Genomic DNA, 26,408 nt, shown 5'->3' with positions numbered 1-26,408 from the left:
CGATCTCGAGATCTCGTCGTACACCGGGGCACCTCAGACGCACGTTCACTCACTCCGAAGGAACCACCAATGCGCAAGAGCCTCATCTCATTGCCGATCGCGGCGGTCTGGCTGGCGCTGCTCGGGACGGTCCCCGCGCACGCGGACGGTCACCCGGGGCACAGCCCCTCCGCTGCCCCGGACCAGGGCCACGGGGCCGGTCATGGCGCGGCCGCGCCGACCGGCGCGCCGTCGGGCGACCCGACCCCCGGAGCCTCGGCGAACCCCACGCCGCCGCAGAGCGGGCAGCAGCCGCAGGACGGGCGGCGTCCCGCGATGAACAATGCGCGCAACAAGCCGGTGTTCCTGGTGGCGAGGCTCTCGGGGGCCAACGAGGTGCCGGCCTCCGCGGGCGACGCGGACGGCAGCGGCACCGCCCTGGTCCGCGTCCAGGGCGACCGGGTGACCTTCGCCCTGGACTGGACCGGGATCACCGCTCCGACACTGGGGCACATCCACCGGGGCCCGGCCGGTGTCAACGGCGATGTCGCGGTGCCGCTGTTCTCCAGCGCGATGCCGGCGACGGTGACCTCGGCGGCGGGATCCGTGACGGTTCCGGATCCCACGATCGCGGACGGCCTGCGTGCCAATCCGGGCAACTGGTACGTGAACCTGCACACCAAGGAGAACCCGAAGGGCGCCGTCCGCGCGCAGCTCGCGCCGCTCGGCGGCAGGCGCGACGTCCTGAGGCTGCTCAAGACCGGCGGCCGGCGCGCCTTCCTGTCCGGTGACCAGGAGGTGCCGGTGAAGGGCGGCCCCGCGGTCGGCGACCCGGACGGCAGGGCGGTCGCCTTCGTCCGCCCCGCGGGAACCGGCTCGCTCCGATTCTCCATGGCCTGGATCGGCGTCGCCCCGACCCTCGCCCACATCCACCGCGGCGTGTTCGGAACCAACGGCCCGGTCACCGCCAACCTGGTCACCACCCCCGTGCCGAGCACGGTCTTCGCGGTGGCGGGCACCGCCACCGGCGTCGAGCCGAGCGTCGTGCAGGGCATCCGCACCAACCCGCGCAACTGGTACGCCAACATCCACAGCGCCGAGTTCCCGGGCGGCGCCGTCCGCGGTCAGCTCAACCGCTGACCTGCGGCCGGACGAGGCCGGGGCGGGGGAGATCCCCCGCCCCGGCCTTCTCACGTGCGGGGCCGTCCGTTCGGCCGCGGGAGGGCCGACCGGCAGCGGGTCCGGGACGGAGGCGTGCGCGTGGGGCGTACCTCCACGCAGCCGAGGGGCGAGGGGGCCCGGCACCATGGTCCGTGTCTCTGCGGGGCCCGGCGGCGGTCGCGCTTCCGCGTCCGCCGCCGGGCCCCTGGCCGCTCGGGCCCCTCAGGTGGCTCGTCCTGGTCGTCGGACGATCCACCGTCCCGAGCCGAGTGGGTCGCATTTCGCTTCTCCACCTCGGCAGGTCGTACGGGCGAGGTGTGCCGACCAGTTCACCGTCCGATGACCAGGGGCCAACCCTTCGAAGGACCGAGGCGTCAGCCGCCGGCGTGCGAAAAGAGCGCTCGGCACGGTGCGGTCACCGTGCCGAGCGCTCTGCCGGACGTGCGCGGGGTCAGACCGGAATGGTGAGCAGCGTTCCGCCCCCCTCGATCTTCACCTCGAAGTGGTCGAGGTCGTCGCGCTGGATCGCGGTGCCGCCGTGGGTGATCAGCGGCGCGGGGGAGCCGGGCACACCGTAGCCCTTGTCCGGAACCCGCCAGCCGGTGACGACCGTTCGCCGACCGGTGCGGGACACCGCCTCCAGCCGGCATTCGAGCGGACCGCGGACGCCCTTCAACTCCAGCCCGACGTGCGTGCCCCAACTCTTGGCCTCCAACCCGACCAGGCCGCTCGCGCCCGTCCTGGCGTCGGAGCCGGAGTGACGCTCACCGGAGACGACCAGCGCTTGCGCCGGGCTGTGCGCGTGCCCGCCCTCCACGGAACCGTCGTCGCCGAGGCCGGCGCCGACGGTGACGCCGGTGGCGATCAGCGCGGCGGCGGCCGCGGCGCCGATCATGTAGGTCCCGCGCCGGTGGCGGCGCTCGGCACGGCGCCGTCGGCGTCCGAGATCGATCACCCCGTCCGCGGGCCGCTCCGGGGCGGTCCCGGCCGCACCGCCGTCGCCGTCCAGGTCGTGGACGGCGTCGGTGAACTCGTCGAGGCCGGAGAACAACTCGGCCATGCCGCTCAACTCTCCGAGTTCGGCCGCGCATGAGGCGCATTGTTCGAGGTGCGCCTCGAACGCGCGACGGTCGTCCTCCTCGAGAAGGCCCAAGGCGTAGGCGCCGACATCGGTGTGCTCGACCTGCGAGGTCATGCCGTCACCCCCCTTTCTTCCAAAGCGACGCGCAACGCGCGCAGCGCGTAATAAACGCGGGACTTGACCGTCCCCACCGGAATGCCGAGCACTTCCGCGGCCTGGTTGACGGAACGGTCGCGCAGCACGGTCTCGGTCAGCACATCTCGATGAGGGGCCGACAGCGCGTTCAGCGCCTCCGCCACGACCACCTTGTGCAAAAGACTTTCCATCTCGTCCGCGATGGGAAGGTGCGCCAGGGCCTGGTCACCGACCTCGGGCGGCCGAAGGTCCCGGGAGCGCCGATTGTCGATCACGATACGCCGCGCGACCGTGGCCAGCCAGGGCATCAGGGAGCCGGTCGAGGAGTCGAGCCGGTCCGCGCTCTTCCAGGCCCTGATGAAGGTCTCCTGGACGACGTCTTCAGCCCATTGCCGGTCGCCCGCGGTGAGCCGCATGACGAAGGACGTCAGCGGCCGGTGGTACTCGCGGTACAACTCCGCGGCGATCTGTTCGTCATCGCTGTCGGGTGAGGGCCGGGGGAAGCGGACGAGGTTCCGAAACCCGCCGGTGGTTCCTGATGAAGCCATAGCCAAGCGTCTCCGGGTCTGAGGGGTAGGCCTAGAGGAACGGGCGATCAGTAGGACGTACGAGTCGGGCCAAACATCTGGTTCAACGGTTTTGAGACTTTCTTAAGGTTCTCTTCGGGGTGCAGCGGCCCCGTCAAGACGGCAAGCCCATGCTGACCTGGCTATCTGTCGGGGGTCTTGACCGTCCCAGGCGCCTTAAATGCGAGCGTGAGTAATGCACACCAAAACCCGAATCGATCATTGTGCGCGCCCGCAATCCGCCGAAGGCCGGGCGGCGGGCATGAGCCCGCCGGCGACCTGATCCCACTCGCGGCGTGCGCCCGGCCCTCGACCGCGAGCCCGACCGCCCCGACATCGACGGCGAGCACGCGCGGCCGGATCTCCGCGATCGCGGCCGCCGAGCGCCCTGCCTGGGGGCCATGTCTCGGGTACCCGGGACCCTGCGGCCAGCGCAGCGGACGTTGTAACCCCTCGCCGTATCCCCTGGTGGACACGATCGTCCTATGCCAATCCTCTGAGGGGACAGCATGCGGAAAAGAATGATTCCTTTCCTGGCACTGGCCGCCGCGGGCCTGCTTCTGGCGAATACCGCCGAAGCGGACGCGAGCGCCTCGATCTTCCGAGTCGTGCCCAGTGTTGACACCGCCACGGCGCCGGTCTCCAACGACCTCCTGTCCTCGACGGCGAGCATTACGCCGCGGGACGGGTGGGCGGTCGGTTTCGTCTCGAAGCCCGACACCACCGAACACACCTTGGCGGAGCACTGGAACGGAACGCGCTGGTCGGCGACGCCGTCCCCGGACGGCACGTCGGGCAGTCAGCTCGCCGCCGTCGCGGCGGCGTCGTCGAAGGACGTCTGGGCGGTCGGCGTCCAGAACTCCAACCTGTCCATCGAGAAGAACGCCACGCTGATCGAGCACTGGAACGGCACCGCGTGGTCGATCGTGCCGAGCCCGAACGCAGGCACGGACGGCGACCGGTTGACCGGCGTCGCCGCGGTGTCGACGAATGACGTGTGGGCGACCGGCAATTTCTCGACCCCCAACGAGATCCTTCCGCTGTTCGAGCACTGGAACGGTACGGCGTGGAGCGTCGTTTCGGTGCCGGACGTACCGAACGGAGTGAACTTCGTAAGGGCGGTCTCGGCGGTGTCCACGAACGACGTATGGGCCGTCGGCTCCACCGTCGACTCACACAGTGGCAACACCGACGAACTGATCCTGCATTGGAACGGCACCCAGTGGTCCGTCCTGCCGACCCTGCCCATCGGGCAGACCTCTCTGGAAGCGGTACACGCCGTGTCCTCCAACGACGTCTGGGCCGTGGGCACGTCACTCGGCGACAACGGTGGAGAATCGCGCAATCTCGCTTTGCACTGGAACGGTACGGCCTGGAGCAAGGTGCCGGTGCCGAACGTCGGCAACAGCGTCAACTCCAATTTCCTCAGCGGCGTCACCGCGCTGTCCTCGCGTGACGTGTGGGCGGTGGGCGCGGCCACCGGTGGTGCCGACGGCGTCAACCAGTCGCTGATCGAGCACTGGAACGGCAGCGCCTGGAGCATCGTGCCCAGCCCGAGCAACCCGAAGGGCTCGAACTCCACCACCCTGGACGGGGTCGCCGCGGTCGCACCTGGCAACGTCACGGCGGTCGGCGCCTGGAACAGCACGCAACAGGGCAATCCCGGACTGCGCACTCTCGTCGTCACGACGTCGCGCGGCTGAGGATCCGCACCACGACAACGGTGCCGCCGCGGCGGACGACCTTCACGGCTTGTGGAGGGATACCGGGTGGACTTTGATCCGATCGGGTGCGGTGGTCGCGACGGCGCCGGTGGACGCTCGCGGGGCGGTGGGGCGGGACGCGGCGAGGCGGTGGACGCCGGTGGTCATCGCGGCGGCTCCGGCCAGCATGAGCGCCGCCCGCGGGACGGTGACGTCGAGGCGTTCGTGGAAGGCGGTCAGGCCGATGAGCAGGGCCGTCAGGGGCTCGCTCAGGGTGATCGCGGTCAGCGGGGCGGTGAGCGAGCCGGTCAGGAAGGCGTTCTGGTTGAGCAACAGGGCGATGGCGGCGCAGGCGAGGTAGGCGTAGGGCGCCCAGTTCGCCACGAGCGCGACCGGGTCGTCGAAGGTTCCGGTGCCCGCCTTGAGCACGGCGGCGGTGAGCCCGAACGCGATGCCGGTGGCGGCGCCGAGCGCGGCGCCCGCGGCGGCGGGTCGGCGCCGCGCCGCGGCCAGGCAGCCGGTGATGGCCAGCGCGCACGCGCCCGCGACGACGCCCATCGTGGCCGCGGTGGGCGCGCGGTCGCCGGCGGCGGGCTCGGCGACGACCATGAAGACCGTCAAACCGCTCGTGGCCAGCAGGGCGGCCCCGAGGGTGCGGCGGTCGGCGCGGTCGCCGCCGAGCCGGGGTTCGAGCACGACGCACAGGGCCAGGCCGATCATCAGCAGCGGCTGCACGAGGGACAGCGGCGCGGCGCGCAGGGCCAGTGCCTGCAGGACGACCCCGAGGATGGCGGCCAGCCGCCCGCCGAGCCACAGCGGACGGCGTGCCAGGCGGGCCAGCAGGCGCGGGTCCAGCGTCCGGGGCGCCCGGGCGTCGCGGCGGGCCTCCCGGTGCGCCGCGTGGTGCTGGAGGGCGGCGCTGAGCGCGAAACACCCGCCGGACGCGACCGCGATCAGGGCCGCCAGGACGGTCACGGGGCCTCCCTCGCCGGACCCGTGACCCTCGCCGGACCCGTGACCTTCGCCGGGCCCGGGACCTTCGCCGGGCCCGGGACCGGGGCGTCCCGCCTCTCGGCTCCGTGCTCGGTCACGGCGCCGCTTCGTGCTCGCGCCTCATCCTCCACCGTCCGTCAGCGGCACGGCCGTCCGCCCGTCGTCAGGCCGAGGATACGCACCGTTTCCGGCCTGGCCGTCTTGCCTCCGCGCCAGGACTTCGGGCGGGCGGGCCCCGCGCGGCGCGGGGACGGCCGCGCCGCCGCGGGTCAGCGGCGGCAGGGCCTTCACCGGCACGCTCCGCCCCGTCTCGAACGAGCGCCGGGCGGCGAGCGCGATGTGCAGGGCCGTCCGGGCGTCCTCCACTCCCGGCGAGGTCGGCGTCCCGCCGGCGATGGACGCCGCGAACGCCTCGACGGAGTCGCGGTAGGCGTCGCCGAACACGTCGAAGACCGAGGCCCCGTCCCGGGTCGACGGCCGGACCAGCACCGCCTCGCCGCGTTCGCGGCCGAACTGGACCATGCCCTCGGTGCCGACGACCTCCATCGCGATGTCGTAGCCGTAGGTGGCGTAGCGGCTCCACTCGGTCAGCGCCATCGTGTCGCCGTCGAGGTGCAGGGTGGCCGAGCACGTGTCGATGTCGCCCTTGTCCCGCAGGCCCTTGTGGACCAGCGCCGCGCCGGTCGCGGTGACGGCGCGCACCTCGCGGCCGAGCAGGAACCGGGCGGCGTCGAAGTCGTGGATCGCGCAGTTGAGGAACAGCCCGCCGTTGCGGTCGAGGCCCCAGTTCGCCGGGTTGGAGGCGTCGGGATCACGTCCGTGCGTCTTGAACAGGACGGGCTCGCCGATGCCGCCGGAGTCGATGATCCGCTTGGCGTGCAGGTAGCGGGAGTCCCAGCGGCGCTGGAAACCGATCTGGAACGGCACGCCCGCGTCCACGACCTCCTGGAGGACCCGGTCGGTGTCCTGGAGGGTCAGGCAGACGGGTTTCTCCACGAAGATCGCCTTGCCCGCGCGGGCGGCGGCGAGGATGTGCCCGGCGTGCGCCTGGGTGCTCGACGCGATGACGACGCCGTCGAACGGCATGGCGAGGAATCCGTCGAGGTCGGTGGTGACCGGGACACCGTGCTCGGCGGCCGTCACGAGCGCGGCGGGCTCGGAGTCGCACACGGCGGCGAGTTCGGTGTCCGGGCAGGCGGCGATGTGCCGGGCGTGGACGGCGCCGAGCTTGCCGTGCCCGATCAGGCCGAGCCGCACCGGCCGGGACCCCGGCGTGGCCGGGGCGGCGGGCGCGCTCATGCGGCCGCCGTGCAGGCGGCGGTGAACCGCTCGGCGACCGAGGTGATCTCGGCGTCCGAGGAGTTGATGTTGATGCCGAACCCGGCGCCGATGCCGGTGTCGACGACCCCGACGCTGATGTTGACGGCGCGGCCGAGGATGTCGTCGGTGCGCGGCAGGTCGCCGGGCTGGGCGTACCGGGCGGGCTCCGACCAGCCGGGCACGGGGGTCTTGTGCTCGACGATCTGGTCCATCAGCCCGTACACGTGCCAGCCGGACGCGGCCACGGTGCGGACGCCGAGGCGCTCGGCCACCGCTTCGGCGCGCGACCGCTCGTCGAACAGGTAGGTCAGCAGCGAGCCGCAGTCCCCGGCCGGGTCGTTGAGCACCCGGGGGCGCACGCCGGGCAGGTCGGAGATGCGGGCGCGCAGGGTCGCCTTCTTCTCCCGCAGGGTCGCGACGATCTGGTCGACCTTGCGCAGCTGGGCGAGCGCGACGGCGCCCGTCAGCTCGTTCATCTTGAAGTTGAGCCCGATCAGGCTGCGCGGGTGCCCCGCCGTCTTGCCGCCGCTCCGCAGCGGGATGTGCCCCTGGTCGTGCAGGGCGAAGGCCCGCTCGTACAGCCGCTCGTCGTCGGTGACCACGATGCCCCCGTCGCCGGCCGTCATCATCTTGTACCGGTTGAACGAGAACGCGCCGAGCGCCCCGAAGGACCCGAGCGCTCGGCCCTCGTAGGAGCCGCCGCCGGCCTGGCAGGCGTCCTCGATCAGGACGAGGTCGTGATCCTCGACGATCTTGCGGATCGCGCGCATGTCGCACGCGTTGCCCAGCATGTGCACGACGAGCACGGCCCGGGTACGCGGGGTGATCTTGCGGCGCAGGTCCTCGGGGTCCATCGTCAGCGACTCGTCGACCTCGACCAGGACCGGCACCGCGCGGGCGTGCACGACGGCGCCCATGGTCGCGACGTAGGTGAAGCCCGGGACCAGGACCTCGTCGCCGGGACCGATACCGGCGGCGAGCAGCGAGACGAGCAGGGCGCCGGTCCCGGAGCTGGTCGCCACGGCGTGCGCGACGCCGCAGTGTTCGGCGAACTCCCGTTCCAGGGTGTGGACCTTCTGGGTGAAGCCGGGGTCGTCGCCGGAACCGTACCGGGAGAGATGCCCGCTCCTGAGGACGTCCTCGACCTCGCGCCGTTCCTCGTCGCCGAACACATAAGCCCCTGGACCTGCCATGGAGCGCCTCCCGCATCCTCCAATGACCATGATCCACAAGAGTTTACTGATCTTTCACATAGTTTACTGATCTTTCGGGCAGGAGCCGTGACAGCACCGCCGGACAGACACCTCGACGGGCAGTCCAGGTGGAATGCGTCATACGAGGGGCGCACGGGCGTGCTGTCCTTCCGCGTCGAGGAGTGTCTCCGCGCGGAGCCCGAGCCTGAGGGTCTCCAGGGCGATGACGTCGGAGAACGCGATGTTTCCCAGGTTGGCTTCGGGGCCGATGCGCTTGATGAGATGGGTCTGGAGCCGCTTGTTCGGGGCTTCGAAGATCAGGCTGGTGACGTCGAGGTCGGCGCGGAGGATGTCCTCCACGAGGCCGTACCTCAGTTCGCCGCCGGGCCGGCAGATGCCGCTCGATCCGCTCTCGCGTGCTTCGAGGACGACCCGGCTCGCTCCCGCGGCCAGGTCCGAGTTGATGCTGTGCACCCATTGGCTGGGGGAGAGCAGCTCCGATCTCGGATGGTCCTTGAAGCCGACCTCGGCGATGACCTCGAATTCGGCGGCGAGCTTGGTGATGTAGGACGCCTTCCCTCCGTCGTCGAGGTCGATGGTGCCGTTGGAGACCTCGACGGCTCCGCAGCCGTGCAGGTGGCACAACGTCCGGTAGTCGTCGAAACGACCCTGGACGACGTACTTCTCGAAAAGCGTGCCGCCGAACATGAACGGCGTGACGTGATCGGCCAGGACCTCGATCTTCCTCGCCAGGCCCGGGGTGACCAGGGCCGTTCCCCAGCCGAACTTCACCAGGTCGATGTGCTCGGCGAAGCTGGACACGGCGTCGGTGAAATGGGCGGTGGGCAGGCCGTTGTCGATGACCATGGTGAGCCCGCTGGAGCGGGGCTTGGCGGTGCGTGCGGCAGCGTCAGGCCGTTCACGACGCGGTTCCCGAGCCGGCCGGACGGGTCCGCATCAAGGTGTTGGTCCATGCCCGCTCGACCATTTCCGCCGATGTCCACGGCGTCTGGGAGTCGTAGTAGTCATAGCGCGCCCATCCTTCGAGGGAGGTCGGCGGCTCGAATCCGTGCCGCAGCGAGTCCTCGTAGAGAGGGGTTCCGGGATAGGGGGCGAAAAGGTGGACCCTGGTCTCCGGTGTGGGCGTGAGTTCGCGGAGCCGTTTCATCAGCTCGTACGTCTCGTCCTGCTCGGCGACGGTCTCTCCGGGGAAGCCCACGATGAAGGTGTACGAGCCGAGGATTCCGTGGTCGGATACCGGGTCATGCCGCTGCTGGTCGGCGGTTTCGCCCGTCCGTTATGCCGAGGGGGTGTCGACGTCCGGATGGTCGACCTCGAACATCCTCGCCACCTGCAATTGGACGGCCGGAATGTCGAACAGCGCTCCGACCTGCTGCGCCTTCGTCACGCTGCCCTCGTCGCCACGGTCGACCAGGGCGATGACGTACGGGAACGCGACGATCATCGTGTTCTCGCCGACCAGGTGCCCGTAGTACCTGGTCGGCAGCAGGTTTTCGGACAGCGTCCGCGCGAAGGAGAGCGCGTCCTCGTCCGGCACGTCGTACTCGACCAGTTCCACCGGGCCGTTGTTGAGCGTGAAGGGGTAGCGCCGGTCCAGCGTCCCGGGAAGGGTGTCAAGAATGCCGGCGTCGGTGAGGCTCTCTACCACGATAAAGGCGCGCACGGGGGCTCTCCCTTTCATCGACCGAACGACCTGGATTCATGAGCATACGGCGACCATAAGCGGGAGGCAAGCGAATACATGAAGACCGGTCTGCCATATTCCGAGACCATCCGTATTAGCCCTTCGGTGCCGTTCCATTTCGATGGAACCTTCCGGAAGTCGTCCCATTTTCCGGTGGCCTTCCGGCACCATGAGCCGGGCGCGTACTGGCAGACCATGATCTGGGAGGGCCGGGTCCTCGGCATCCGCATGGTGGACGCCGGCAGCCGTACGGCCCCCGGGATACGGCTCACCGTCTACTCCGCGGACAGGCTGCCGGAGACGACGCTCCAGAAAGTGGCCCGCGAACTGACCACGCGGTTCGACCTCGACGCCGAAATCGCGCCGTTCGTCGAGCTCTTCCGAGACGACCCGGTTCTCGGCCCGGCCATCGAGCGCTGGTCCGGAATGAGGGTCGGCACGAGCTATTCACTCTACGAGTTCCTGGCGATCGCGGTGGTACTCCAGAACACGACCGTCCGCAGAAGCACCCAGATGATGTCCGCGCTGTTCGGCGAGTTCGGGACGGTCGCCGGCTTCGACGGCCGCGAGTTCCCGACGTTCTGGCGGCCGGAGCAGGTCGCGTCCGCCGGCGAGCAGCGCCTGCGAGAACTCAAACTCGGATACCGCGCCAAGACCCTCCACCGCATCGCCGAGTCCTTTCGAGCGGGGGAGGTGGACGAATTCGCGATCCGGGCGCTCCCTTCGGCCGAACGGCGCCACCACCTGCTGAAAATCTACGGTGTCGGACCCGCGTCGGTCTCCTACCTGCTGTTCGAGGTGTTCCATCACCACGACGCCTTCGAAACGGTTCCGCCGTGGGAGCAGAAGATCTACTCCAGGCTGCTGTTCGACGAGGAGATCGTCCCGGCCGAGAAGATCCTCGCCGAGGTCGCGCATCGGTGGGACGGCTGGCGCATGCTCGCCGCGCACTACCTTTTCGAGGACCTTTTCTGGCGGCACGCCAAAGAGGAGATCCCCTGGCTCCGCGCGCTGATCCGGATGTGAGACATGGAACTCTGCGTCGTGGTCGAGACCCAGCAGGGTTCCTCCTACGAAGAGGTGTCCCGGTTCGCGCGCAAGGCGGAAGACCTGGGGTTCGACGGCTTCTTCTGCACCGACCACCTGGCCCGGCTCCCCGGCGTCTCCACCGGAGACGGATCACCGGGACCGCTCGACTGCTGGCTCACGCTCGCGGCGCTCACCAGGGAGACGCACCGGATCCGGCTCGGCTCCCTGATGACCTCCGCGACCTTCCGCCCTCCCGGACTCCTGGCCGTCCAGATCGCCCAGACCGCCGTGATGTCCGGCGGCCGGATCGACGTCGGCCTCGGCGCCGGCTGGTACTCGGCCGAGCATCACTCCCACGCCGTTCCTTTTCCGCCCACCGTGGAGCGCTTCTCACGGCTTGAGGAGCAGATACGGATCCTGCGCGAATTCTTCCGCGGCACGGCTCCCTTCACTTTCGAGGGGCGCCATTACCGCTTGCTCGAATGCCCGGCGCTTCCCCGGCCCGACCGTCCGCCTGTCCTCATCCTCGGCGGTCGGGGCCTGCGGAGAACACCCGCCCTCGCCGCCCGCTACGCCGACGAGTTCAACGTGCCGTCCCTTTCCCTGCAGGACACGGCGGAACGGATACGTCTCCTCAAGGACGCCGCGAGAGCCGGCGCCCGAGATCCGGCCGAAATCAAACTCTCGGCCATGCAACTCGCATGCGTCGGCGCGACCCCGCAAGAGGTCGCCGACCGGTTGGCCCGCAGCGCGCGCCGTCTCGAAGACCTGGCGGACCGCTCCCTCATCGGCTCACCCGCCGAAGTCGCCGAGCGCATCGCCGCTTACGGAAACCTCGGCGTCCAGCGCATTTATCTGAAATGTCTCGACCCCACGGATTTGTCTCACCTAGAGCTGATCGCGTCCGCTGTCCGCCCCCGCCTCCGAGTTGCCGTCGCGGGCGAGACGGGACCCGGCCCCCTGTCCCCGGCGGGTGGGTGAAGGAGCCTCGGCGCGGGCCGCGTGTCGCTGCGCCGAGGCCGCCGCGTCCGGCTGGCGGAGGGTCTGACCTGCGCAGGCTTGACACATAGTTTTCCTACCATAATTATGGGGATATGTCCGGTGCCCTGACTGTTCGGCGTGTGGTGGACCACATGCGGCTGGACAGCACTCTCTGTCGCTGATCTGCCCTCCCCCACCCCTCCTCCTCCGAGTTCTCCTCCCGCGAGAACCCGCCGTTTCGTCCTGTCCGGACGCGGCGGCGGTCGTCTTCTCGCTCGTTCGTGAAGGGCCAAGTCAGCCATGTCGAGTTCAGTTCCGCACGCCTCAAGCGCAAAAGCCCCGCGTCGTCGGCCACCGCTGGTCTGCGCCGCCCTCGTCCTCCTGCTGAGCCTGACCGCCGCCTGCGGCGGGTCGGCCACGGCGGGGGGCGGCGGCTCCGGGCGCGGCGCGGTGATCAAGCTGAGCGACCCGGGCAACGCCGGCGTGCTCGCCTACGCCAAGCGCGAGAAGATCCTGGAGGAGCGGCTCAAGGCCGTCGGCGCGCGGGTGGAGTGGGGCGGCTCGTACGCCTCGTTCACCGCGACGATCGACGCGGTGCGGTCCAGGTCGGTGAACGTGCTGGAGGGCGCGATCTCACCGGCCGTGGGCTACCTGGCCAACGGTCGCGACCTGCGCATCTTCGCCGTCGCCGACCGGGTCACCGACAAGGCCGCGCCGTATGAGGACGGCCTGGTCGTCAAAGCGGACAGCCCGATCCGGACGGTGCGCGACCTGGTCGGCAAGCGCGTCGCCGTGAACAAGGCCGGACGCGGTGAGTACCTGCTGCTCCTCGCGCTCAAGCAGGCCGGGATCCCGGCCTCGCAGGTCCAGCGCGTCTATCTGAACCCGGCGCAGGGCGCGTCGGCGTTCGCGACCGGCAAGGTCGACGCCTGGTGGGCGATCGTCAAGGCCTATCCCGAGGTCGTCGCCAAGGGCGCGCGGGTCCTAGTGCACGGCCGCGACCTGCCCGACCAGGACCTCACCATCTTCGCCGCCCGCACCGAGGTGCTCCAGGGCAGCCCGCGCGCCGTGCAGGTCTTCCTGGACGTGCTCCGCGAGCTGACCGAGCAGGAGAAGCGCGACCCGCGCAAGTTCCAGAACGTGTTCCTCGACAAGGGCCCGACCGCCCTGTCCGGTGCGCGGCTGGACGAGGAGATCGCCAAGGCCCGCTACCAGAACGTGCCGCGTCCCGTCACCGACGCAGACGGCGCGCACGTCACCGCGGTCGCCGGTCTGTTCCGGGAGCAGGGCGTGGTGCCCAACGCGATCCGGCCCGAGGACGTCCTGTTCAAGTTCGGGGCCGTTCGATGACCGCCGAGATCACGTCCGATGCCGGGGCGGTGACGCGGCGTCCGGTAGCGGAGGCGGCCGAGGAGGCGGTCGGCGAGCTGCGCCCGCCGCCCTGGCTGGGACAGCGGCGACGGCGCCCGGCGGTCTCGCTGGCCCTGCGGCTGTCGGTGCCGCTGGCGCTGCTGGTCGCCTGGTGGTGGGGGGCCGCCAGCGGCCGCATCCCGCCGGACGTCCTGACCGGGCCGGGCGCGGTGCTGTCCGCGCTGCGGGAGCTGGCCTCCACCGGGCAACTCGCCGACTACGTGCTCGCCTCGGCGCGCCGCGCGGCCCTCGGCGTCCTGGTCGGCTGCGGGGCGGGGCTGGTGCTCGGCGCGGCCGCCGGGCTGTCGGCGCTCGGCGAGGAACTGATCGACCTGACCCTGCAGATGAAGCGGGCGGTGCCGTTCCTGGCGCTGGTGCCGCTGTTCATCTCCTGGTTCGGCGTCGGCGAGACGTTCAAGGTCGCGCTCATCGCCGTGGCCGCCTCCGCGCCCATGTACGCCTACGTCTACCTGGGGGTGCGCGGCGTCGACCGCAAGGTGGTGGAGGCCGCGCGCGGGTTCGGTCTGCGCGGCGCGCGGCTGGCGGTGTCGGTGGTGCTCCCGTCTGCGCTGCCCAGCGTCCTGATGGCGCTGCGGATCAGCCTCGCGGTGTCGCTGACCGGGCTGATCGCCGCCGAGCAGCTCGGCGCGACCGAGGGCATCGGCTACCTGGTGACGCTCGCCCAGCAGTACTACCGCAACGACTACATGGTGCTGTGCATCCTGATCTACGCGCTGCTCGGGCTGCTCATCGACCTGGCGATCCGAGGTGTGGAACGGCTCGCCACGCCGTGGCGCGGGCAGGTGACGGCCCGATGACCCGCGACGGGCACGAGGTTGCGGTGCGGGTCCGGGGGCTGCGCAAGGCGTTCGGCGCCAAGACCGTCCTGGACGGGATCGACCTGGAGGTCAGGCGCGGCGAGTTCTTCGCGCTGCTCGGGCCGAGCGGCACCGGCAAGACGACGTTGCTGCGCCTGCTGGCCGGGCTGGAGCGGCCCGACGCGGGGACGGTGCTGACCGCGCCGCGCGTCACCACGGTCTACCAGGAGCCCCGGCTGGTGGTGGCCAGGCGGGTGCTGGCCAACGTCACGCTCGGGCTGCCGCGTTCGACGAGCGACAAGGGCCGTCGCGCGCTCGCCGAGGTTGGACTGGGCGGACGCGAGCGCGCCTGGCCCGCCACCCTGTCGGGCGGGGAGGCGCAGCGGGTGGCGCTGGCCCGCGCGCTGGTCCGCGACCCGCAGGTGCTGCTGCTGGACGAGCCGTTCGCCGCCCTGGACGCCCTGACCCGGTTGCAGGCCCAGGATCTGGTGGCCGAGTTGTGCGCCCGGCACCGTCCCGCGGTCGTGCTCGTCACCCATGACGTGGACGAGGCGGTGCGCCTGGCCGACCGGGTCGCCGTGCTGGACGGCGGCGCCTTCGTGGTGGACCGTGCCATCGAGCTGCCCCGTCCGCGCGGCGCGTCGTCGGCCGCGGCCGACCCGGCGGCGCTGGAACACCGCCGTGAGCTGCTCGCCCGCCTTGGCGTCTCCCCGCCGTCCGACCAGACGGCCCCGCCGTCCGACCAGACGGCCCCGCCGTCCGACCAGACGGCCCCGCCCTCCGACCGAGTGGCCCCGCCCTCCGACCGAGCCGACCTGCCCGCTGACCGAGGAGTGATCGCATGAGCAGCCCGAGTACCCGTGGTGTCGACAAGATCTGGTTCACCCGCTGCCCGGTTCCGACCGCCAGCGGTCTCGCCCATCGGCGCGGCGGGCTGGCCGAGGCGTTCGCGCCGTACGGGCTGGAGGTGGGCGTCCTGCAGGACGCCGAACCCGAGCTGGCCCGCCACCATTTCGACCACGACCTGCCCGGGCTGTTCCGCGAGGGCGGCAACGTCCCCGCGCTGGCCGCCCGCAGCGAGGGCGCGCCGACCAGGCTGATCGGGCTGACGTGGATCGAGGAGTGGCAGTCGGTCCTCGTCCGTCCGGGCTCGGGCATCGAAGGGCCGGGGGACCTGCGCGGCGCCCGCGTGGCGCTGCCCCGCTGGGCCCGGACCAGGGCGCAGAGCTTTCCGCGCGCGATGGCGCTGCACGGCATCAAGGGCGCGCTCACCCAGGGCGGTCTCGGCCTGGACGACGTCACGTTCGTCGAGGTCGCCGCCGACCTGTCGCCGTCGGTGGGACGCGACGCGCGCGGCGGCCGCATCGCCTGGCCCGGCCTGGACGAACTCGTCCGCGGTCAGGTGGACGCCGTCTACGTCAAGGGCGCCCGCGCCGCCGAGCAGGCCGCCGAGCTCGGCCTCGTCGTCGGCGTCGACCTGGACGCCCATCCCGACCCGTCGACCCGCGTCAACAACGGCACGCCGCGGCCGATCACCGTGCACGAGCGGCTGCTGGAGGAGCGGCCCGAGCTGGTGACCGCGTTCCTCGCCGCCACGCTGCGCGCGGCCGACTGGGCCGCCGCCGACCTGGACGGCGTGCGGCGGATCCTCGCCGGGGAGACCCGGTCGGGCGCGTCCGGCGTGCGCACCGCCTACCGGGACGGGTTCCACCGGACGCTGCGTCCCGACCTCTCGCCCGAACGCCTCGACCTGCTCGTGAAGCAGAAGGACTTCCTGCTGCTGCACGGCTTCCTGGCCGCCGACGTGGACGTCGCGTCGTGGGCGGCGCCCGAGCCGCTGCGCGAGGTCTCCGCGAGGACGGCGGCATGACCTCCACCTCTCCAGCCGGGAAACCGCCCAGGTTCCTGCTCACGCTGCCGACGACCGGGCCGGACCCGGCTCCGGCGCCGCTGCCGGAGTTCGTCACCGACCTCCGCCGCGGCCGGTACGGCGCCTTCGACACGATCGCCGAGGCGGGACGCGCCGCCGAGGTCACCGGGTTCGACGGCGTCGTCGCCCCCTTCGCGCCCGACGCCGAGGAATCGCTGGTCGCGGTCGCGGGCCTGCTGCGCGACAACCGCTGGATACACGGAGTCGCGGGACTGCATCCGGGCGTCGGGACCCCGGTGTACGCGGCCAAGCTGTCGGCGTCGCTCCAGCGGTTCACCGGGGACCGCTTCGGCTGGTGGCCGGTCGTCGACCTTCCCCCGGCGACGGCGCGGGCGCACGGCGACTTCCTGGAAGGCCCGGACCGGTACGCCCGCGCCGACGAGTTCCTCACCATCGCCAAGGGCGTGTGGGCGCACGAGGACTTCATCTACGAGGGCAGGTTCTTCCAGGTCCTCGCGGGCGGCTTCCAAGGCCCGCTGGCCGCGCGGCGCTTCCCGGCCGTGCACCTGTCCGGCGTCTCGGCGGACGCGCTGGACCTGTCCGCGAAGCACGCCGACGTCCACGTCTTCGACGTGACCGGCGACCTCGACGCGCTCATCGCCGACCTGGGCGAACGGGCCGCCGCGCGCGGCCGGACCGTCGCCTGCGGCCTGCGGCTGAGCGTCGCGGCGCGCGAGGACGAGGACGAGGCGCGCGCCGTCCGCGGCGTCCCCGAGCACGCCGTCACCGGCTCGTTCGAGCAGGTCGCGGCGGAGCTGCGGGGCTATGCCGAACGGGGCGTGAGCACGTTCGTCCTGGACCCGGCGCCGCACGTCGAGGAGATCTACCGGCTCGGGGAGCAGTTGCTGCCCCTCTTCGTTCGGGAGCACGCCCATGTCGATTGACATCTACTGGCGCATCGGGACGCACGGCGACCAGCCGTCGCTGCGCCGCCGCCTGGTGACCCGCGGCGACTGGTCGCCGGTCGTCCCGGGCAGCATCACCCCGGGTCTGCGCGAGGGCCGTCCGGACGGGTACAGCCACCTGGACCACATGGCCGACGTCGCGCGCTCCACCGAGCTGGCGGGATTCGTCGGCGGGCTGCTGCCCTCGTTCCCCTTCACCGACGACCCCTGGGCGGCGGCCGCGAGCCTCGCCCGCGAGACCACCACCTACCGCTTCATGATCGCCTTCCAGCCCGGCTTCCTGCATCCGGTGCAGGCGGCGCGGATGTCGGCGAGCCTGCAGCGCGCCACCGGCGGACGCGTCGTCTACAACATCATCTCCGGCGGCGGCGGCCCCGCCCAGCTGTGGTGGGGCGACAAGGTCGGCCACGACGACCGGTACGCCCGGACCTCGGAGTTCCTCGACGTCCTCAAGGCCGTGTGGTCCGGCGGCCCCGTCACCCACCACGGCCGCTTCTACCAGGTCGAGGGCGCGGGGCTGCCCGAGCGCCTCGCCGGGCAGCCCTTCCCCGAGATCTACTTCTCCGGCTCGTCCAAGGCCGCGATCGAGGCCGCCGGGCGGCACGCCGACTACTACCTGTCGTGGCTGGAGCCGTTCCCGGCGCTGGCCGCCAAGTTCGACCAGGTCCGCGAGCACAGCGCCGCCATCGGCCGGTCGCCCAGGTTCGCGGTGCGCATCGACGTGCTGGCCCGCGAGACCGAGGACGAGGCGTGGGCGGAGATCCGCCGCGGCTGGCGGCACGTCGACCCGGAGCAGCTGCGCGGCCCCGAGGCCACCGGCGACTCCGTCGGCTGGCTGCGCAGCTCGCGGTTCGTCGACTGGCCGGTCCGCGCGCCCCGCGAGCTGGAGGCGAGCCCCAACGTGTGGGGCGGGTTCCACCTGCTGCGCGGCGGTCCCGCGTTCGGGCTGGTCGGCAGCTACTCGCAGGTCGCCGCCCGGCTCGACGAGCTGATCGCGCTCGGCGTGGACGCGTTCATCCTCGCCGGGGTGCCGCACCTGGAGGAGGCGCGCCGCGTCGGCGAGAACGTCCTGCCGTTGCTGCGCGGCCGCTGGCCGGACACCGCGCCTGACACGTCCATCCCCACCCTCGAACCGAAAGGATCGACTCGATGACCCGCGTCGGCTTCTTCCCCCACAACAACTCGCTCTGGGTGCTGCGTCATCGGGGCATCCTGGAGCGCTCGCTGCCGGACGTGGAGTGGGTGGACCTGCGGTCGCTTCCCGCAGGCGACCGTCCCGCCCCCACGCAGGGCCTGCCGTCCCTGCACGGCGACCACCTGTTCGACGGCGGCTACGACTTCATCGGCACCGGCTCCACCCCGCCGGTCACCGCGCAGGCCCGCGGCCACGACATCGTCTACGTGGCGATCTCCGGACCGCGGGTGGACAACGGGCGGCTGGTCGCCCTGCCCGGCTCCGGCATCGCCTCCCCGGCCGACCTGGCCGGCAAGCGGGTCGCCCTCGGCCACGGCTCCTGGCAGACGACGCTCCTGCTGTTCGCGCTCGACCAGGCGGGGCTGACCTGGCGCGACATCGAGCCGGTCGACGCCGGGAACGAAGGCGCGCGACTGCTCCTGGACGGCAAGGTCGACGCCTGGACGGGCAGCTATCCCGCGCTCGCCGAATTGGAGAGCGAGACGCAGCCGGTGACGCTGATCGAGACCGAAGGGCTGTTCAGCCACCGCTCGCTGTGGTTCACCCGGCGCGACTTCGCCGTCCGGCACCGCGACGCCCTGGCGGCCATCGTCGGGGCGCTCCAGGAGTCGGACGCCTGGATCCGCGCGAACCCCCGGGAGGCCGCCGCGCTGTTCGCCGCCGACGACGGCGCCGACCTCGACGCGTGGGAACACGCGCTGCGCGGCCGCCCGTTCGGGCTGCTCCCGGTCAGCGACGACTTCGTCGCCGAGCAGCAGCGGGCCGCCGACCTGCTGCACGCCAACGGCCTGCTCGACCGGAAGATCACCGTCGCCGACGCCGTCCTCCCGGACCTGGCCGACCTGGTCACCCGCGCGTAGGAGACGTCCGACACCCCGAAAACGCCGACCCCGGTAACGCGCCGTCCGCCTCATGCCGAGTGCAGGGGCGGACGGCGCCGTGGGGCGGCGAGGCAGCGCTCCCACGACGTGCTGGGGCGCCGCGCCATGAAGCCAGGGGAGGTGTGTCGGGGGACGAGACGCCCGGGGTCGCCGCCCACGGTGCCCTCGACCGGCGCGAGGTCGGCGGCCGGGTCAGCGGCGGGCGCAGACGACGCCCCCGTCGATGTCGTAGGCGTACTTGTTGCGGTTGATGTTGATGCCGGTGAGTCTCCAGTCGCTGAGGCTGATGGTGTGAGGCTTGCTGGATCTCAGGGAGGCGTCCGAACTGAAGGTGACACCGATGCTGGTCCTGTCGGCCGGGCAGGCCCAGAGGGGCCCCTCGTTGATGTCATGGGAACTCCGCCCCTGCTTGTACCAGTCGGTGCTGCCGTCGTAGGCGTCGGTGCAAATCGCGTAGAGGTCGATCCCAACGGTGCTGGCGTCGCTACGGGCGCCGCCGCCGGCGGCGTAGGTGATGGTGCTGGACGGGTTGGTCCACCTGCTGCTGGTGGTCAGTGCCGCGGTGGTGCCCTTGGCTTCGGCTCCGACGTTCACCATGAACTCGTACGGGACCTTGTCGGTCGAGCAGGTCAGTCCGACGGTCTGCCCGTTGGGAACGGTCTCGGTCTTCTTGATGATCCTGTAGCCGGGCGGCGGGGTGGCGCAGAAGGCGTACCAGGTCATCTGGAAGGGGGCGGGGTCGTTGGTGGTGGAGCGGGCCTTGACCTGCCAGCCGGAGCCGGCGACGGGGAAGGAGGCGGCCACAGTGTGCTCAATGGGGAGGTCGAAACCGCCTCCCAGGGGCTGCTTGCCCGGGGGACACTCGGCGGTCCTGGCCTCGTAGGGCAAGACCTGCCCGCTGCCTTGCACCATTTCCAAGTCGGGCAGGCGGTGCGATGCGGCCACACCGGAGTCCGGGGCGGTCGCGGCGGCGGGGGGCGAGGCGCCGGCAGTGGCTGCGGCGGCGGTCACGGCGAGTGCGGCGGCCAGGGCGCGGCTGCGCCCTGGCCGCGGGCTGCCGGGGCGGCGGGGGACTGGGAGGCTGGTGCGGGAGCGTCGAGACAGCAAAGCGGTCTCCTTTCCGGGAGGGCACCGCTGCCGGACCCCGCTGTGTGGATCCGGTGGGCGGTGAGCGTCTCACCGCGTGGCCACGCCGCCAAGCGCCCCGAGATTTCTGGTCTTCGCCGTCGACTGAAACTCTTCTCCGCCTTTAGCCCTTCGTCATCGTGCTGACGTGCACCGGCATGGGATGTCGCCGTCGTGGGCCCAGTCCGAAATCACCGACGTCCCGAACACAACGACACGGCGGGGATGCCGCCTGCCATCATCGTCGCGTTCACCCTGCGCTCAGTCGTACGCGGCGGTCGACCAGCATCGGAACGTCTCAGCAGCGCGCGGCTTCTCGCACCTCCAGGAGTGGCAGGCCCGCCGCGTACCGCCGGAAGAAAGCGGCGGTCGGGGTGTCCGCCGTCGCGACGGTGTCCGGAGTGCCCTCCGCGACCACCGCACCCCCGTCCGGACCGGCCCCCGGCCCAAGGTCGATCACCCAGTCCGCGGACGCGGCGACGGGGATGTCATGTTCGGCCACAACGACGGTGTTTCCCGAGTCGAGCAGCACATCGAGCGCATCCACCACACGCTGGATGTCAGACGGGTGCAGGCCCGAGACGGGCTCGTCGAGAACGACGAGCCCCGCCTTGCGGCTCGCCGCGCCGCGCTGGATCGCGGACGCCAGCTTCAGCCGCTGCGCCTCGCCGCCGGACAGCTCGGTGGCACTCTGGCCGAGTTGGAGATAGCCGAGCCCGACCTGGTTCAAGGCTCCCAGGGTCTCCGCGAGCTGCCGGGGCTCGGAGAACTGCTCCACAGCCTCGGCGACGGTCAGGTCCAGCACTTGATCGATGGCGAGCCCCTGATACCTGATTTCCAGGGCCTCCGCCTTGTAGCGCCTGCCCTCGCACGCGTCGCAGACCACCCACACGTCCGGCAGAAAGTGCATGTCGACCAGCTTGCGGCCATAACCGGAGCAGGTCTCGCAGCGTCCGCCACCTGCGGTGTTGAAGCTGAACCAGGAGGCATTGACCCCCTGCTTGCGCGCCATGTCGGTCTCGGCGAACAGCCTGCGGACGATGTCGAACACCTTGCTGTACGTAGCCGGGTTGGACCGCGGTGTCCGCCCGAGCGGTTCCTGATCCACGACGGCGACCCAGCCGAACTCCGCGAGGCCGGTCACCTTTCGCACCGTGTCGGTCGCCGTTCCGTTGAGGGCGGCCTCCGCGCTCGTCCCGAGCGCGCCGAGCAGGCTGCTCTTGCCGCTGCCGCTCACCCCGGTCAGGCAGGTGAGCCGACCGGCGGGGAAGCGCACCAGGTCCGCGATCACGTTGTGCGCACGCAGGCCGTGCAGCTCCACCCAGCCGGTGTCGTCCGTTGCCGGACGGCGGGTCCGGCGCAGCCGCGGGCCCTCACCGGCGAGATAGCGCCCGGTCAGCGACGTCGGATGGGCGACCACGTCGGCGGGAGGACCCGACACCAGAGCCTCACCGCCGAAGCGGCCCGCGCCGGGCCCCATATCGATCACCCAGTCGGCTCGGGCGATCAGTTCGGGGTCGTGCTCGACAAGGAGCACCGTGTTGCCGGCCGCACGCAATTCCAGGGCGATGTCGAGCAGGTGCGCCTTGTCCGCCGGATGCAGCCCGGTCCCGGGCTCGTCCAGGACGAAGATGATGCCGCTCAGTTCGGTGCTGAGCTGCGCGGCGAGCCGGGTCCGCTGCAGCTCACCCCCGGACAGCGTCGCCGCGCTTCGGGACAGCTGGAGATGGGCCAGGCCGAGCCGGTCAAGGATTCCGAGCCTGCGGCCCAGGTCCTGCAGCAGTGGCTCACCCACCTCCCGCTGCCGGGCGCCTAGGTCGTTCGCCACACGTTTCGCCCAGCCGCGCACTTCCCGTACCTCCACCTCGATCAGGTCGGGGTACGTCAGCCCGCCGATCCGCACGGACCTGGCCACCTGGTCGTACCCGCTGCCGCCGCAGGTGACGCAGGGCTGCTTGCGCATGTACGGCAGGTAACGCTGCTTGGCGCTGGAGGTCTGGGCGTTCACGAACACCCGCTCCACCTCGGCGAGCGCGCCCCGCAGCGGCTGGCTCGAGGTGTAGGTCATCAGGGCCGTCTCATTCTTGTTCGTCATGTCGACGGTCGCCTCGATCTTCTCCTCACCCGTGCCGTACAGCACGCAGTGACGGAACTCCTCGGGCAGCGACCGCCACGGCCGGCCAAGGTCCACGCCCCGCTTCTCGGCGAGCGCCGGTACGAACGCGTGCTCTCCCGACCGCCACTTCGCGTACCAGGGTGAGGCCCCCTCGAAGAGCGGAAGCTCCGGGTGGGTGATGACCAGGTCCTCTTGCGCCTGCCAGCGTCCGCCCACCCCGTGGCAGTCCGCACAGCTCCCTTCCGGCGTATTGCGATCGAAGTGAGCGGTCGTGAGATGCCCGTCTCCGCTCTCCGGCACCCACCCCGCGCCGATTCCCGGAAGGCGCGAGTACAGCAGTCCCAGGTGCCCATCGATGCCGGTGATCGTCGCGACCGTGGAGCGGGGGTTGCGGTTCAGGCGGCGCTGGTCGACCGCGAGCGTCGCGCCGAGTCCCAGGATGCGGTCGACCTTCGGGCGATTGCGCTGGGTGATGTACTGCCGTACGAACGGCGAAAGCCCCTCCAGATACCGCAGTTGGGCCTCGTTGTGCAGGGTGTCGATGGCCAGCGAGGTCTTGCCGCTGCCGCTCACTCCGGTGAAGGCGACGAGCTGCTCCTTGGGGATACTCACCGACACGTCCCGCAGATTGTTGGTACGAGCCCCCACCACGTCGATGGTCTCGCGCCCCATGCTCGCGACGTCTCGTACGAATGCCGTCAACCTTCGTCCACCCTCTCGCCACGCGGCCGGGCATGAGCGGACGCCGCGGTGAGCTTGGCGGTGTCGGGGGCGAAGACGCTCATCCAGTGCGGATGCAGCCGGTAGTAGACCACGTCGTTGTCCCAGTCGAAGAAGTCGTCGCCGTAGAAGTCCTTGAGGTAGGCGAGCACGTCCGGCCAGTCCGCGGCCGGCTCGCCGCCCGGGGGGTTGAGGATCTCCACCGTGCCGTGCGTGAACACGCCCAGGTCCTCACCGCGCATGTGCGCGGCGCTGGCGGCGGGACGGGCGGCCAGATGGCGGGCCTTGGCGGCATCGCGGGCCGTGCCGAAGTGCCACTTACCGTGCAGGAAGTGCCCGTCCACCCCGCTGATCCGCGGCTCGCCCTTCGCCGTCACGGTGGACAGCGCCAGGGTGCACATCCCGGTGAGGACCTCGGTGAGCTCCTCTGCGGTCAGTGTGCTCTCGGCATTGATGAGCGAGCGGAGATGCGAGGTGGAGCGGGAGAGAGAAGCGTCCAGCAGGGCCTGCAGCTCCTTGAGATCTTCTCGCGTTTCGCGCATTGCGGTCCTTGTCTATCCGTCGTAGGGCTCGGTCCGCGTCCTCTATCGGCGCCGACCAGCGAACTATGCTCACCTAAAAACTCGACACCCTGTGTCAGGGTTTTCATCGGTTGTGCGAACACCACCGGGACCGCTCCGCCGGCGCCAACCTTTCCGCCGGGCGCGCACACCGCCGCCGGGGAAGCCGAGCAACCCTGGACCTGACCGAACCCCACGCCTGTGCCGCTGGGGACCGTGATGCGGATACTCGGTGTATGGTATTCCGGATGGCACTTGATCCAGTTTCCAGGACAGAGACGCTCGCGGACGTCGTGTACACCCAGTTGCACGACGCGATCGCGAACCGCACGCTGCCTCCTGGGTCGCGGTTGACCGAGGCGGGTGTCGCCCAGCAGCTCCAAGTGAGCAAGACCCCCGTGCGGGAGGCGTTGCTGCGGCTGCGGCAGGTGGGTCTGATCGAACCCGACGGGCTGCGCGGAAACCGTGTGATCACCCGCTCCGAGCAGGTCCTGCGGGACGCCTACGAGACGCGGCAGGCGCTGGAGGCGTTCGCGGTGAAGGGGGCCGCCGAGCGCGGCACCGACGGCGCGCTCGCGCGGATCAGGGACCTCGCCGAACGCTCCCTGACCGCCGCGCAGGACGGCGACATCGACGGCTATTTCGGCCTCGACAGGGAGTTCCACGCGGCGATCGCCGAGGCGTCCGGCAACCTGCGGATCGCCGGGCTCATCCACGACGCGGCGACGCTCATGCGCGCGTTGCGGCACGTCGACGTCCCGCCGCAGGCCGGGGTGCTCGCCGCGGCGTACCAGCACGTCGCGATCGCCGAGGCGCTGGCCCGGCGGGACGAGGCGTCCGCCGCCCGTCACATGCACGACCACCTCGCCGCGGTCGAGGAGCTCTTCAACGACCGCGGCCAGCCGTCCGCCTGACCTCGGCGGCGACCTTCCTCCTCTTCGCCGCCGGGCCATATCGGGTAGCCGATTCATCCGATCTGGCCCGGCTCTTTCTTCGACGTCATCGCGCTCGGTGACGGTCGCTTGACCGGGATCGCGCTCGCGTCTGCGGTGGGCAGGCGCTGGAAGCGCCTCGGCTTCCGGCTAGACGCCCAGGTCCGAGAACAGAGGCGCCCGCGCGGGCGGGTCGCCGGGTCCTGGCGCTGCCTCCACGAACGTCCGTACAGAGAGTATTGACCGGCGCATCAGATATGGAATACCGTACGCGGAACGTCAAACCGGCGGAGTGAGCCTAGGAGCCAGTCATGTCCAACGGCGGCAGTCGAAGCGCAACAGATCCCCGCGGCACAGGCACTGGCAGTGGCACGGGTCCGGTCTACGGGCGCCGCGACGTCCTCGGCCTCGGTGCGCTGGGCGGGGCCGTGCTCGCGCTCGGCCCCCTTCTGTCCGCGTGCGAGAGCGGCGCGGCGACGGCGGCGCGGACCCCGACTCGCGGCGGTCTGCTGCGGATCGCGGGAGCGGGCGTCCAGTCCGAGACGAAGAACGTCTTCAACACCAACTCGCCGCAGGAGATCACCCGGAACCGGCACCTGTTCGACTGGCTCGGCTACATGGAGGGCGGCAGGCCCGTCCCGTACATCGTCGAGGCGATCGAGCCCGCCGCGGACGTCAGCAGGTGGCGGCTGAAGATCCGCAAGGAGGCGCGGTTCTCCGACGGCGCCCCGGTCACCGCGGAGGACGTGCTGTTCTCCCTGCACTCGGCCAGCGACCCGAAGATCGGCGGCGGGCTGCTGAGCGCCGCGGCGGCGTCCATCGACTTCAAGGCGTCCCGGACGGTGGGCACGGACGTCGTGGAGCTGCGCCTCACCGACCCGCTCGCCGACATGGACACGCAGCTCTACGCGGGCAAGGTCTACGTCATCAAGAAGGACTCCCGCCTCACGGCGCCGGAGAGCTTCACGGTCGACAGGGTCGTCGGCTCCGGGCCGTACACGCTCACCGACCTGAAGGTGGGCCAGTCGGCCAAGCTCACCCTGAACAAGGACTACTGGGGCGGCGCACTCCTCGGCGGCGGCCCGTACCTCGGCGAGATCGAGGTCTTCAACATCCCCGACCCGACGGCGCGGCTCAACGCGCTCATCGGCGGGCAGGCCGACCTCGCGGCGAAGCTCGACTACGCCGGGACGAAGGTGAACGCCTCGAACTCCGCCTTCTCGTTCGCCAAGACCGACCGCGTCTACGCGAACGAGGGCTGCTTCATCATGAACGCGCGGCAGAAGCCGTTCGACGACCCGCGCGTCCGGCTCGCGTTCAAGCTGGCCTGCGACCGGCGGGCGCTCGTCCAGGGCGCGCTCCTCGGCTTCGGCTCACCGGCCAACGACCTCCAGGGAGTCGGCTTCCCGGACTACCACGGCGACGAGCTGCCGCAGCGCGCCCACGATCCGGCGCAGGCCGAGGCGCTGCTGCGGCAGGCGGGCGTCACCGGCGAGACCGTCGAGATCTCGGTGTTCCCCGGCGTCGGGACGGCCGCGGCCGCGCAGATCTACGCCGAGCAGTTGGGCAAGGTGGGGATGAAGACGCGGGTCCGCGAGATCACGCCGCCCGAGCTGTTCAAGAACTTCCCGACGTTCAGCAACATCCAGGTCCTCGCGGTGGCGGTCCCCGGGAACCAGCCGTTCGCGACGTCGGTGGCGCCGCGGTCGCTCGTGTCGAAGTCGACGTTCAACGTCTCGGGCTGGCTGAAGCCCGACTGGGACCGTCGCCTGCTCCGCGCCCGCGCCACCACCGACCCGGCCGAGCGCAAGGACCTGATGCTCGGGCTCCAGAAGGAGTTCTGGGACGACAGCGGCTGGATCGTCTGGGGCTACCAGACGATCGTCAACGGGACGGCGTCGTCCGTGCGCGGCGTCCGGCTCGACGGCGTCGAGGACGCGCCGAGCGTGCGCCGGGCATGGAAGGCCTAG

At 71.1% G+C, this 26,408-nt stretch carries 23 protein-coding genes and 1 pseudogene; 13 read left to right on the top strand and 11 right to left on the bottom strand.

Annotation, left to right across the window (positions count from 1 at the left end):
• Positions 1-69: 69 nt before the first annotated feature.
• A complete protein-coding gene (locus tag FXF68_RS05110; RefSeq protein ID WP_148757695.1) occupies positions 70-1,119 on the top strand; it encodes a CHRD domain-containing protein in 1,050 nt (349 codons plus the stop codon).
• A gap of 472 nt (positions 1,120-1,591) precedes the next feature.
• Here FXF68_RS05110 and FXF68_RS05105 read toward each other — a convergent pair whose 3' ends face one another.
• Positions 1,592-2,335: an anti-sigma factor family protein gene (locus FXF68_RS05105; protein WP_148757694.1), complete on the bottom strand. Its 744-nt coding sequence runs from the start codon at positions 2,333-2,335 to the stop codon at positions 1,592-1,594.
• The gene (locus FXF68_RS05100; protein WP_148757693.1) at positions 2,332-2,904 is read right to left on the bottom strand and encodes a sigma-70 family RNA polymerase sigma factor; all 573 of its coding nucleotides are present in this window, start codon (positions 2,902-2,904) and stop codon (positions 2,332-2,334) included. The genes FXF68_RS05105 and FXF68_RS05100 overlap by 4 nt, the downstream gene beginning before the upstream one ends.
• 539 nt (positions 2,905-3,443) lie before the next feature.
• Between FXF68_RS05100 and FXF68_RS05095 the strand changes: the two genes are divergently transcribed.
• Positions 3,444-4,625 carry a hypothetical protein gene (locus FXF68_RS05095; protein ID WP_148757692.1) on the top strand — a complete coding sequence of 394 codons (1,182 nt, stop codon included), beginning with the start codon at positions 3,444-3,446 and terminating at the stop codon, positions 4,623-4,625.
• Positions 4,626-4,667: 42 nt separating this feature from the next.
• On the opposite strand, the gene FXF68_RS05090 is transcribed toward FXF68_RS05095, so the two are convergent.
• From FXF68_RS05090 to FXF68_RS05065, 6 genes and pseudogenes are all read right to left on the bottom strand, one after another.
• Entirely contained in the window at positions 4,668-5,600 is a 933-nt protein-coding gene (locus FXF68_RS05090; RefSeq protein WP_148757691.1) for a DMT family transporter, read from the bottom strand.
• 138 nt (positions 5,601-5,738) lie between these two features.
• Entirely contained in the window at positions 5,739-6,917 is a 1,179-nt protein-coding gene (locus tag FXF68_RS05085; protein ID WP_148757690.1) for a Gfo/Idh/MocA family protein, read from the bottom strand.
• Complete coding sequence (locus FXF68_RS05080) at positions 6,914-8,131, bottom strand: DegT/DnrJ/EryC1/StrS family aminotransferase (RefSeq protein WP_148757689.1); 1,218 nt, start codon at positions 8,129-8,131, stop codon at positions 6,914-6,916. The genes FXF68_RS05085 and FXF68_RS05080 overlap by 4 nt, the downstream gene beginning before the upstream one ends.
• Before the next feature lie 138 nt (positions 8,132-8,269).
• Positions 8,270-9,022 (bottom strand): annotated as a pseudogene (locus tag FXF68_RS05075) (phosphosulfolactate synthase); the annotation flags it as partial.
• 28 nt (positions 9,023-9,050) lie between these two features.
• The gene (locus FXF68_RS05070; RefSeq protein WP_148757687.1) at positions 9,051-9,350 is read right to left on the bottom strand and encodes a hypothetical protein; all 300 of its coding nucleotides are present in this window, start codon (positions 9,348-9,350) and stop codon (positions 9,051-9,053) included.
• A 78-nt stretch (positions 9,351-9,428) separates the two neighbouring features.
• The gene (locus tag FXF68_RS05065) at positions 9,429-9,815 is read right to left on the bottom strand and encodes a hypothetical protein (protein WP_148757686.1); all 387 of its coding nucleotides are present in this window, start codon (positions 9,813-9,815) and stop codon (positions 9,429-9,431) included.
• 174 nt (positions 9,816-9,989) lie between these two features.
• Between FXF68_RS05065 and FXF68_RS05060 the strand changes: the two genes are divergently transcribed.
• The 9 genes from FXF68_RS05060 to FXF68_RS05020 all read left to right on the top strand — a co-directional run bounded on the left by FXF68_RS05060 (position 9,990) and on the right by FXF68_RS05020 (position 18,964).
• Positions 9,990-10,862, top strand: a complete 873-nt coding sequence (locus tag FXF68_RS05060; RefSeq protein WP_187437731.1) for a DNA-3-methyladenine glycosylase family protein — start codon at positions 9,990-9,992, stop codon at positions 10,860-10,862.
• Between the two features lie 3 nt (positions 10,863-10,865).
• Positions 10,866-11,846 (top strand): LLM class flavin-dependent oxidoreductase, encoded by a 981-nt coding sequence (locus tag FXF68_RS05055; protein WP_148757684.1) that lies wholly within the window; start codon positions 10,866-10,868, stop codon positions 11,844-11,846.
• Positions 11,847-12,146: 300 nt separating this feature from the next.
• Positions 12,147-13,196, top strand: coding sequence for an ABC transporter substrate-binding protein (locus FXF68_RS05050; RefSeq protein ID WP_148757683.1), 1,050 nt, complete (start codon positions 12,147-12,149; stop codon positions 13,194-13,196).
• On the top strand, positions 13,193-14,074 hold the full coding sequence (locus tag FXF68_RS05045) for an ABC transporter permease (protein ID WP_148757682.1): 882 nt from the start codon (positions 13,193-13,195) through the stop codon (positions 14,072-14,074). Before FXF68_RS05050 ends, FXF68_RS05045 begins: the two co-directional genes overlap by 4 nt.
• Entirely contained in the window at positions 14,071-14,919 is an 849-nt protein-coding gene (locus FXF68_RS05040) for an ABC transporter ATP-binding protein (protein WP_148757681.1), read from the top strand. The genes FXF68_RS05045 and FXF68_RS05040 overlap by 4 nt, the downstream gene beginning before the upstream one ends.
• Complete coding sequence (locus FXF68_RS05035; protein ID WP_148757680.1) at positions 14,916-15,944, top strand: ABC transporter substrate-binding protein; 1,029 nt, start codon at positions 14,916-14,918, stop codon at positions 15,942-15,944. The genes FXF68_RS05040 and FXF68_RS05035 overlap by 4 nt, the downstream gene beginning before the upstream one ends.
• Complete coding sequence (locus FXF68_RS05030; protein WP_148757679.1) at positions 15,941-16,888, top strand: LLM class flavin-dependent oxidoreductase; 948 nt, start codon at positions 15,941-15,943, stop codon at positions 16,886-16,888. The genes FXF68_RS05035 and FXF68_RS05030 overlap by 4 nt, the downstream gene beginning before the upstream one ends.
• The gene (locus FXF68_RS05025; RefSeq protein WP_148757678.1) at positions 16,878-18,062 is read left to right on the top strand and encodes an LLM class flavin-dependent oxidoreductase; all 1,185 of its coding nucleotides are present in this window, start codon (positions 16,878-16,880) and stop codon (positions 18,060-18,062) included. The genes FXF68_RS05030 and FXF68_RS05025 overlap by 11 nt, the downstream gene beginning before the upstream one ends.
• Complete coding sequence (locus FXF68_RS05020) at positions 18,059-18,964, top strand: ABC transporter substrate-binding protein (protein WP_148757677.1); 906 nt, start codon at positions 18,059-18,061, stop codon at positions 18,962-18,964. Before FXF68_RS05025 ends, FXF68_RS05020 begins: the two co-directional genes overlap by 4 nt.
• Positions 18,965-19,177: 213 nt before the next feature.
• Here FXF68_RS05020 and FXF68_RS05015 read toward each other — a convergent pair whose 3' ends face one another.
• The 3 genes from FXF68_RS05015 to FXF68_RS05005 all read right to left on the bottom strand — a co-directional run bounded on the left by FXF68_RS05015 (position 19,178) and on the right by FXF68_RS05005 (position 23,488).
• Positions 19,178-19,789, bottom strand: coding sequence for a hypothetical protein (locus FXF68_RS05015; protein ID WP_148757676.1), 612 nt, complete (start codon positions 19,787-19,789; stop codon positions 19,178-19,180).
• Between the two features lie 619 nt (positions 19,790-20,408).
• On the bottom strand, positions 20,409-22,898 hold the full coding sequence (locus FXF68_RS05010; RefSeq protein ID WP_148757675.1) for an excinuclease ABC subunit UvrA: 2,490 nt from the start codon (positions 22,896-22,898) through the stop codon (positions 20,409-20,411).
• Positions 22,899-22,924: 26 nt separating this feature from the next.
• Complete coding sequence (locus FXF68_RS05005; RefSeq protein WP_148757674.1) at positions 22,925-23,488, bottom strand: pyridoxamine 5'-phosphate oxidase family protein; 564 nt, start codon at positions 23,486-23,488, stop codon at positions 22,925-22,927.
• 266 nt (positions 23,489-23,754) lie between these two features.
• Here FXF68_RS05005 and FXF68_RS05000 point away from each other — a divergent pair, with 266 nt between their 5' ends.
• The gene (locus FXF68_RS05000; protein ID WP_187437730.1) at positions 23,755-24,420 is read left to right on the top strand and encodes a GntR family transcriptional regulator; all 666 of its coding nucleotides are present in this window, start codon (positions 23,755-23,757) and stop codon (positions 24,418-24,420) included.
• A 329-nt stretch (positions 24,421-24,749) separates the two neighbouring features.
• A complete protein-coding gene (locus tag FXF68_RS04995; RefSeq protein WP_148757672.1) occupies positions 24,750-26,408 on the top strand; it encodes an ABC transporter substrate-binding protein in 1,659 nt (552 codons plus the stop codon).

Origin of the sequence: Actinomadura decatromicini, from assembly GCF_008121305.1 — a bacterium.
GTDB classification, from domain to species: Bacteria; Actinomycetota; Actinomycetes; order Streptosporangiales; family Streptosporangiaceae; genus Spirillospora; species Spirillospora syzygii.
Note: the sequence above shows the minus strand (reverse complement) of the source record. Positions and strands in the feature narration are given on the sequence as shown.

Bases quoted from the DNA above. Each gene is read 5' to 3' on its own strand.
- FXF68_RS05110 (WP_148757695.1), top strand. From the start codon at position 70: ATGCGCAAGAGCCTCATCTCATTGCCGATCGCGGCGGTCTGGCTGGCG.
- FXF68_RS05105 (WP_148757694.1), bottom strand. From the start codon at position 2,335: ATGACCTCGCAGGTCGAGCACACCGATGTCGGCGCCTACGCCTTGGGC.
- FXF68_RS05100 (WP_148757693.1), bottom strand. From the start codon at position 2,904: ATGGCTTCATCAGGAACCACCGGCGGGTTTCGGAACCTCGTCCGCTTC.
- FXF68_RS05095 (WP_148757692.1), top strand. From the start codon at position 3,444: ATGATTCCTTTCCTGGCACTGGCCGCCGCGGGCCTGCTTCTGGCGAAT.
- FXF68_RS05085 (WP_148757690.1), bottom strand. From the start codon at position 6,917: ATGAGCGCGCCCGCCGCCCCGGCCACGCCGGGGTCCCGGCCGGTGCGG.
- FXF68_RS05080 (WP_148757689.1), bottom strand. From the start codon at position 8,131: ATGGCAGGTCCAGGGGCTTATGTGTTCGGCGACGAGGAACGGCGCGAG.
- FXF68_RS05055 (WP_148757684.1), top strand. From the start codon at position 10,866: ATGGAACTCTGCGTCGTGGTCGAGACCCAGCAGGGTTCCTCCTACGAA.
- FXF68_RS05050 (WP_148757683.1), top strand. From the start codon at position 12,147: ATGTCGAGTTCAGTTCCGCACGCCTCAAGCGCAAAAGCCCCGCGTCGT.
- FXF68_RS05045 (WP_148757682.1), top strand. From the start codon at position 13,193: ATGACCGCCGAGATCACGTCCGATGCCGGGGCGGTGACGCGGCGTCCG.
- FXF68_RS05040 (WP_148757681.1), top strand. From the start codon at position 14,071: ATGACCCGCGACGGGCACGAGGTTGCGGTGCGGGTCCGGGGGCTGCGC.
- FXF68_RS05035 (WP_148757680.1), top strand. From the start codon at position 14,916: ATGAGCAGCCCGAGTACCCGTGGTGTCGACAAGATCTGGTTCACCCGC.
- FXF68_RS05030 (WP_148757679.1), top strand. From the start codon at position 15,941: ATGACCTCCACCTCTCCAGCCGGGAAACCGCCCAGGTTCCTGCTCACG.
- FXF68_RS05025 (WP_148757678.1), top strand. From the start codon at position 16,878: ATGTCGATTGACATCTACTGGCGCATCGGGACGCACGGCGACCAGCCG.
- FXF68_RS05020 (WP_148757677.1), top strand. From the start codon at position 18,059: ATGACCCGCGTCGGCTTCTTCCCCCACAACAACTCGCTCTGGGTGCTG.
- FXF68_RS05010 (WP_148757675.1), bottom strand. From the start codon at position 22,898: ATGGGGCGCGAGACCATCGACGTGGTGGGGGCTCGTACCAACAATCTG.
- FXF68_RS05005 (WP_148757674.1), bottom strand. From the start codon at position 23,488: ATGCGCGAAACGCGAGAAGATCTCAAGGAGCTGCAGGCCCTGCTGGAC.
- FXF68_RS05000 (WP_187437730.1), top strand. From the start codon at position 23,755: ATGGCACTTGATCCAGTTTCCAGGACAGAGACGCTCGCGGACGTCGTG.
- FXF68_RS04995 (WP_148757672.1), top strand. From the start codon at position 24,750: ATGTCCAACGGCGGCAGTCGAAGCGCAACAGATCCCCGCGGCACAGGC.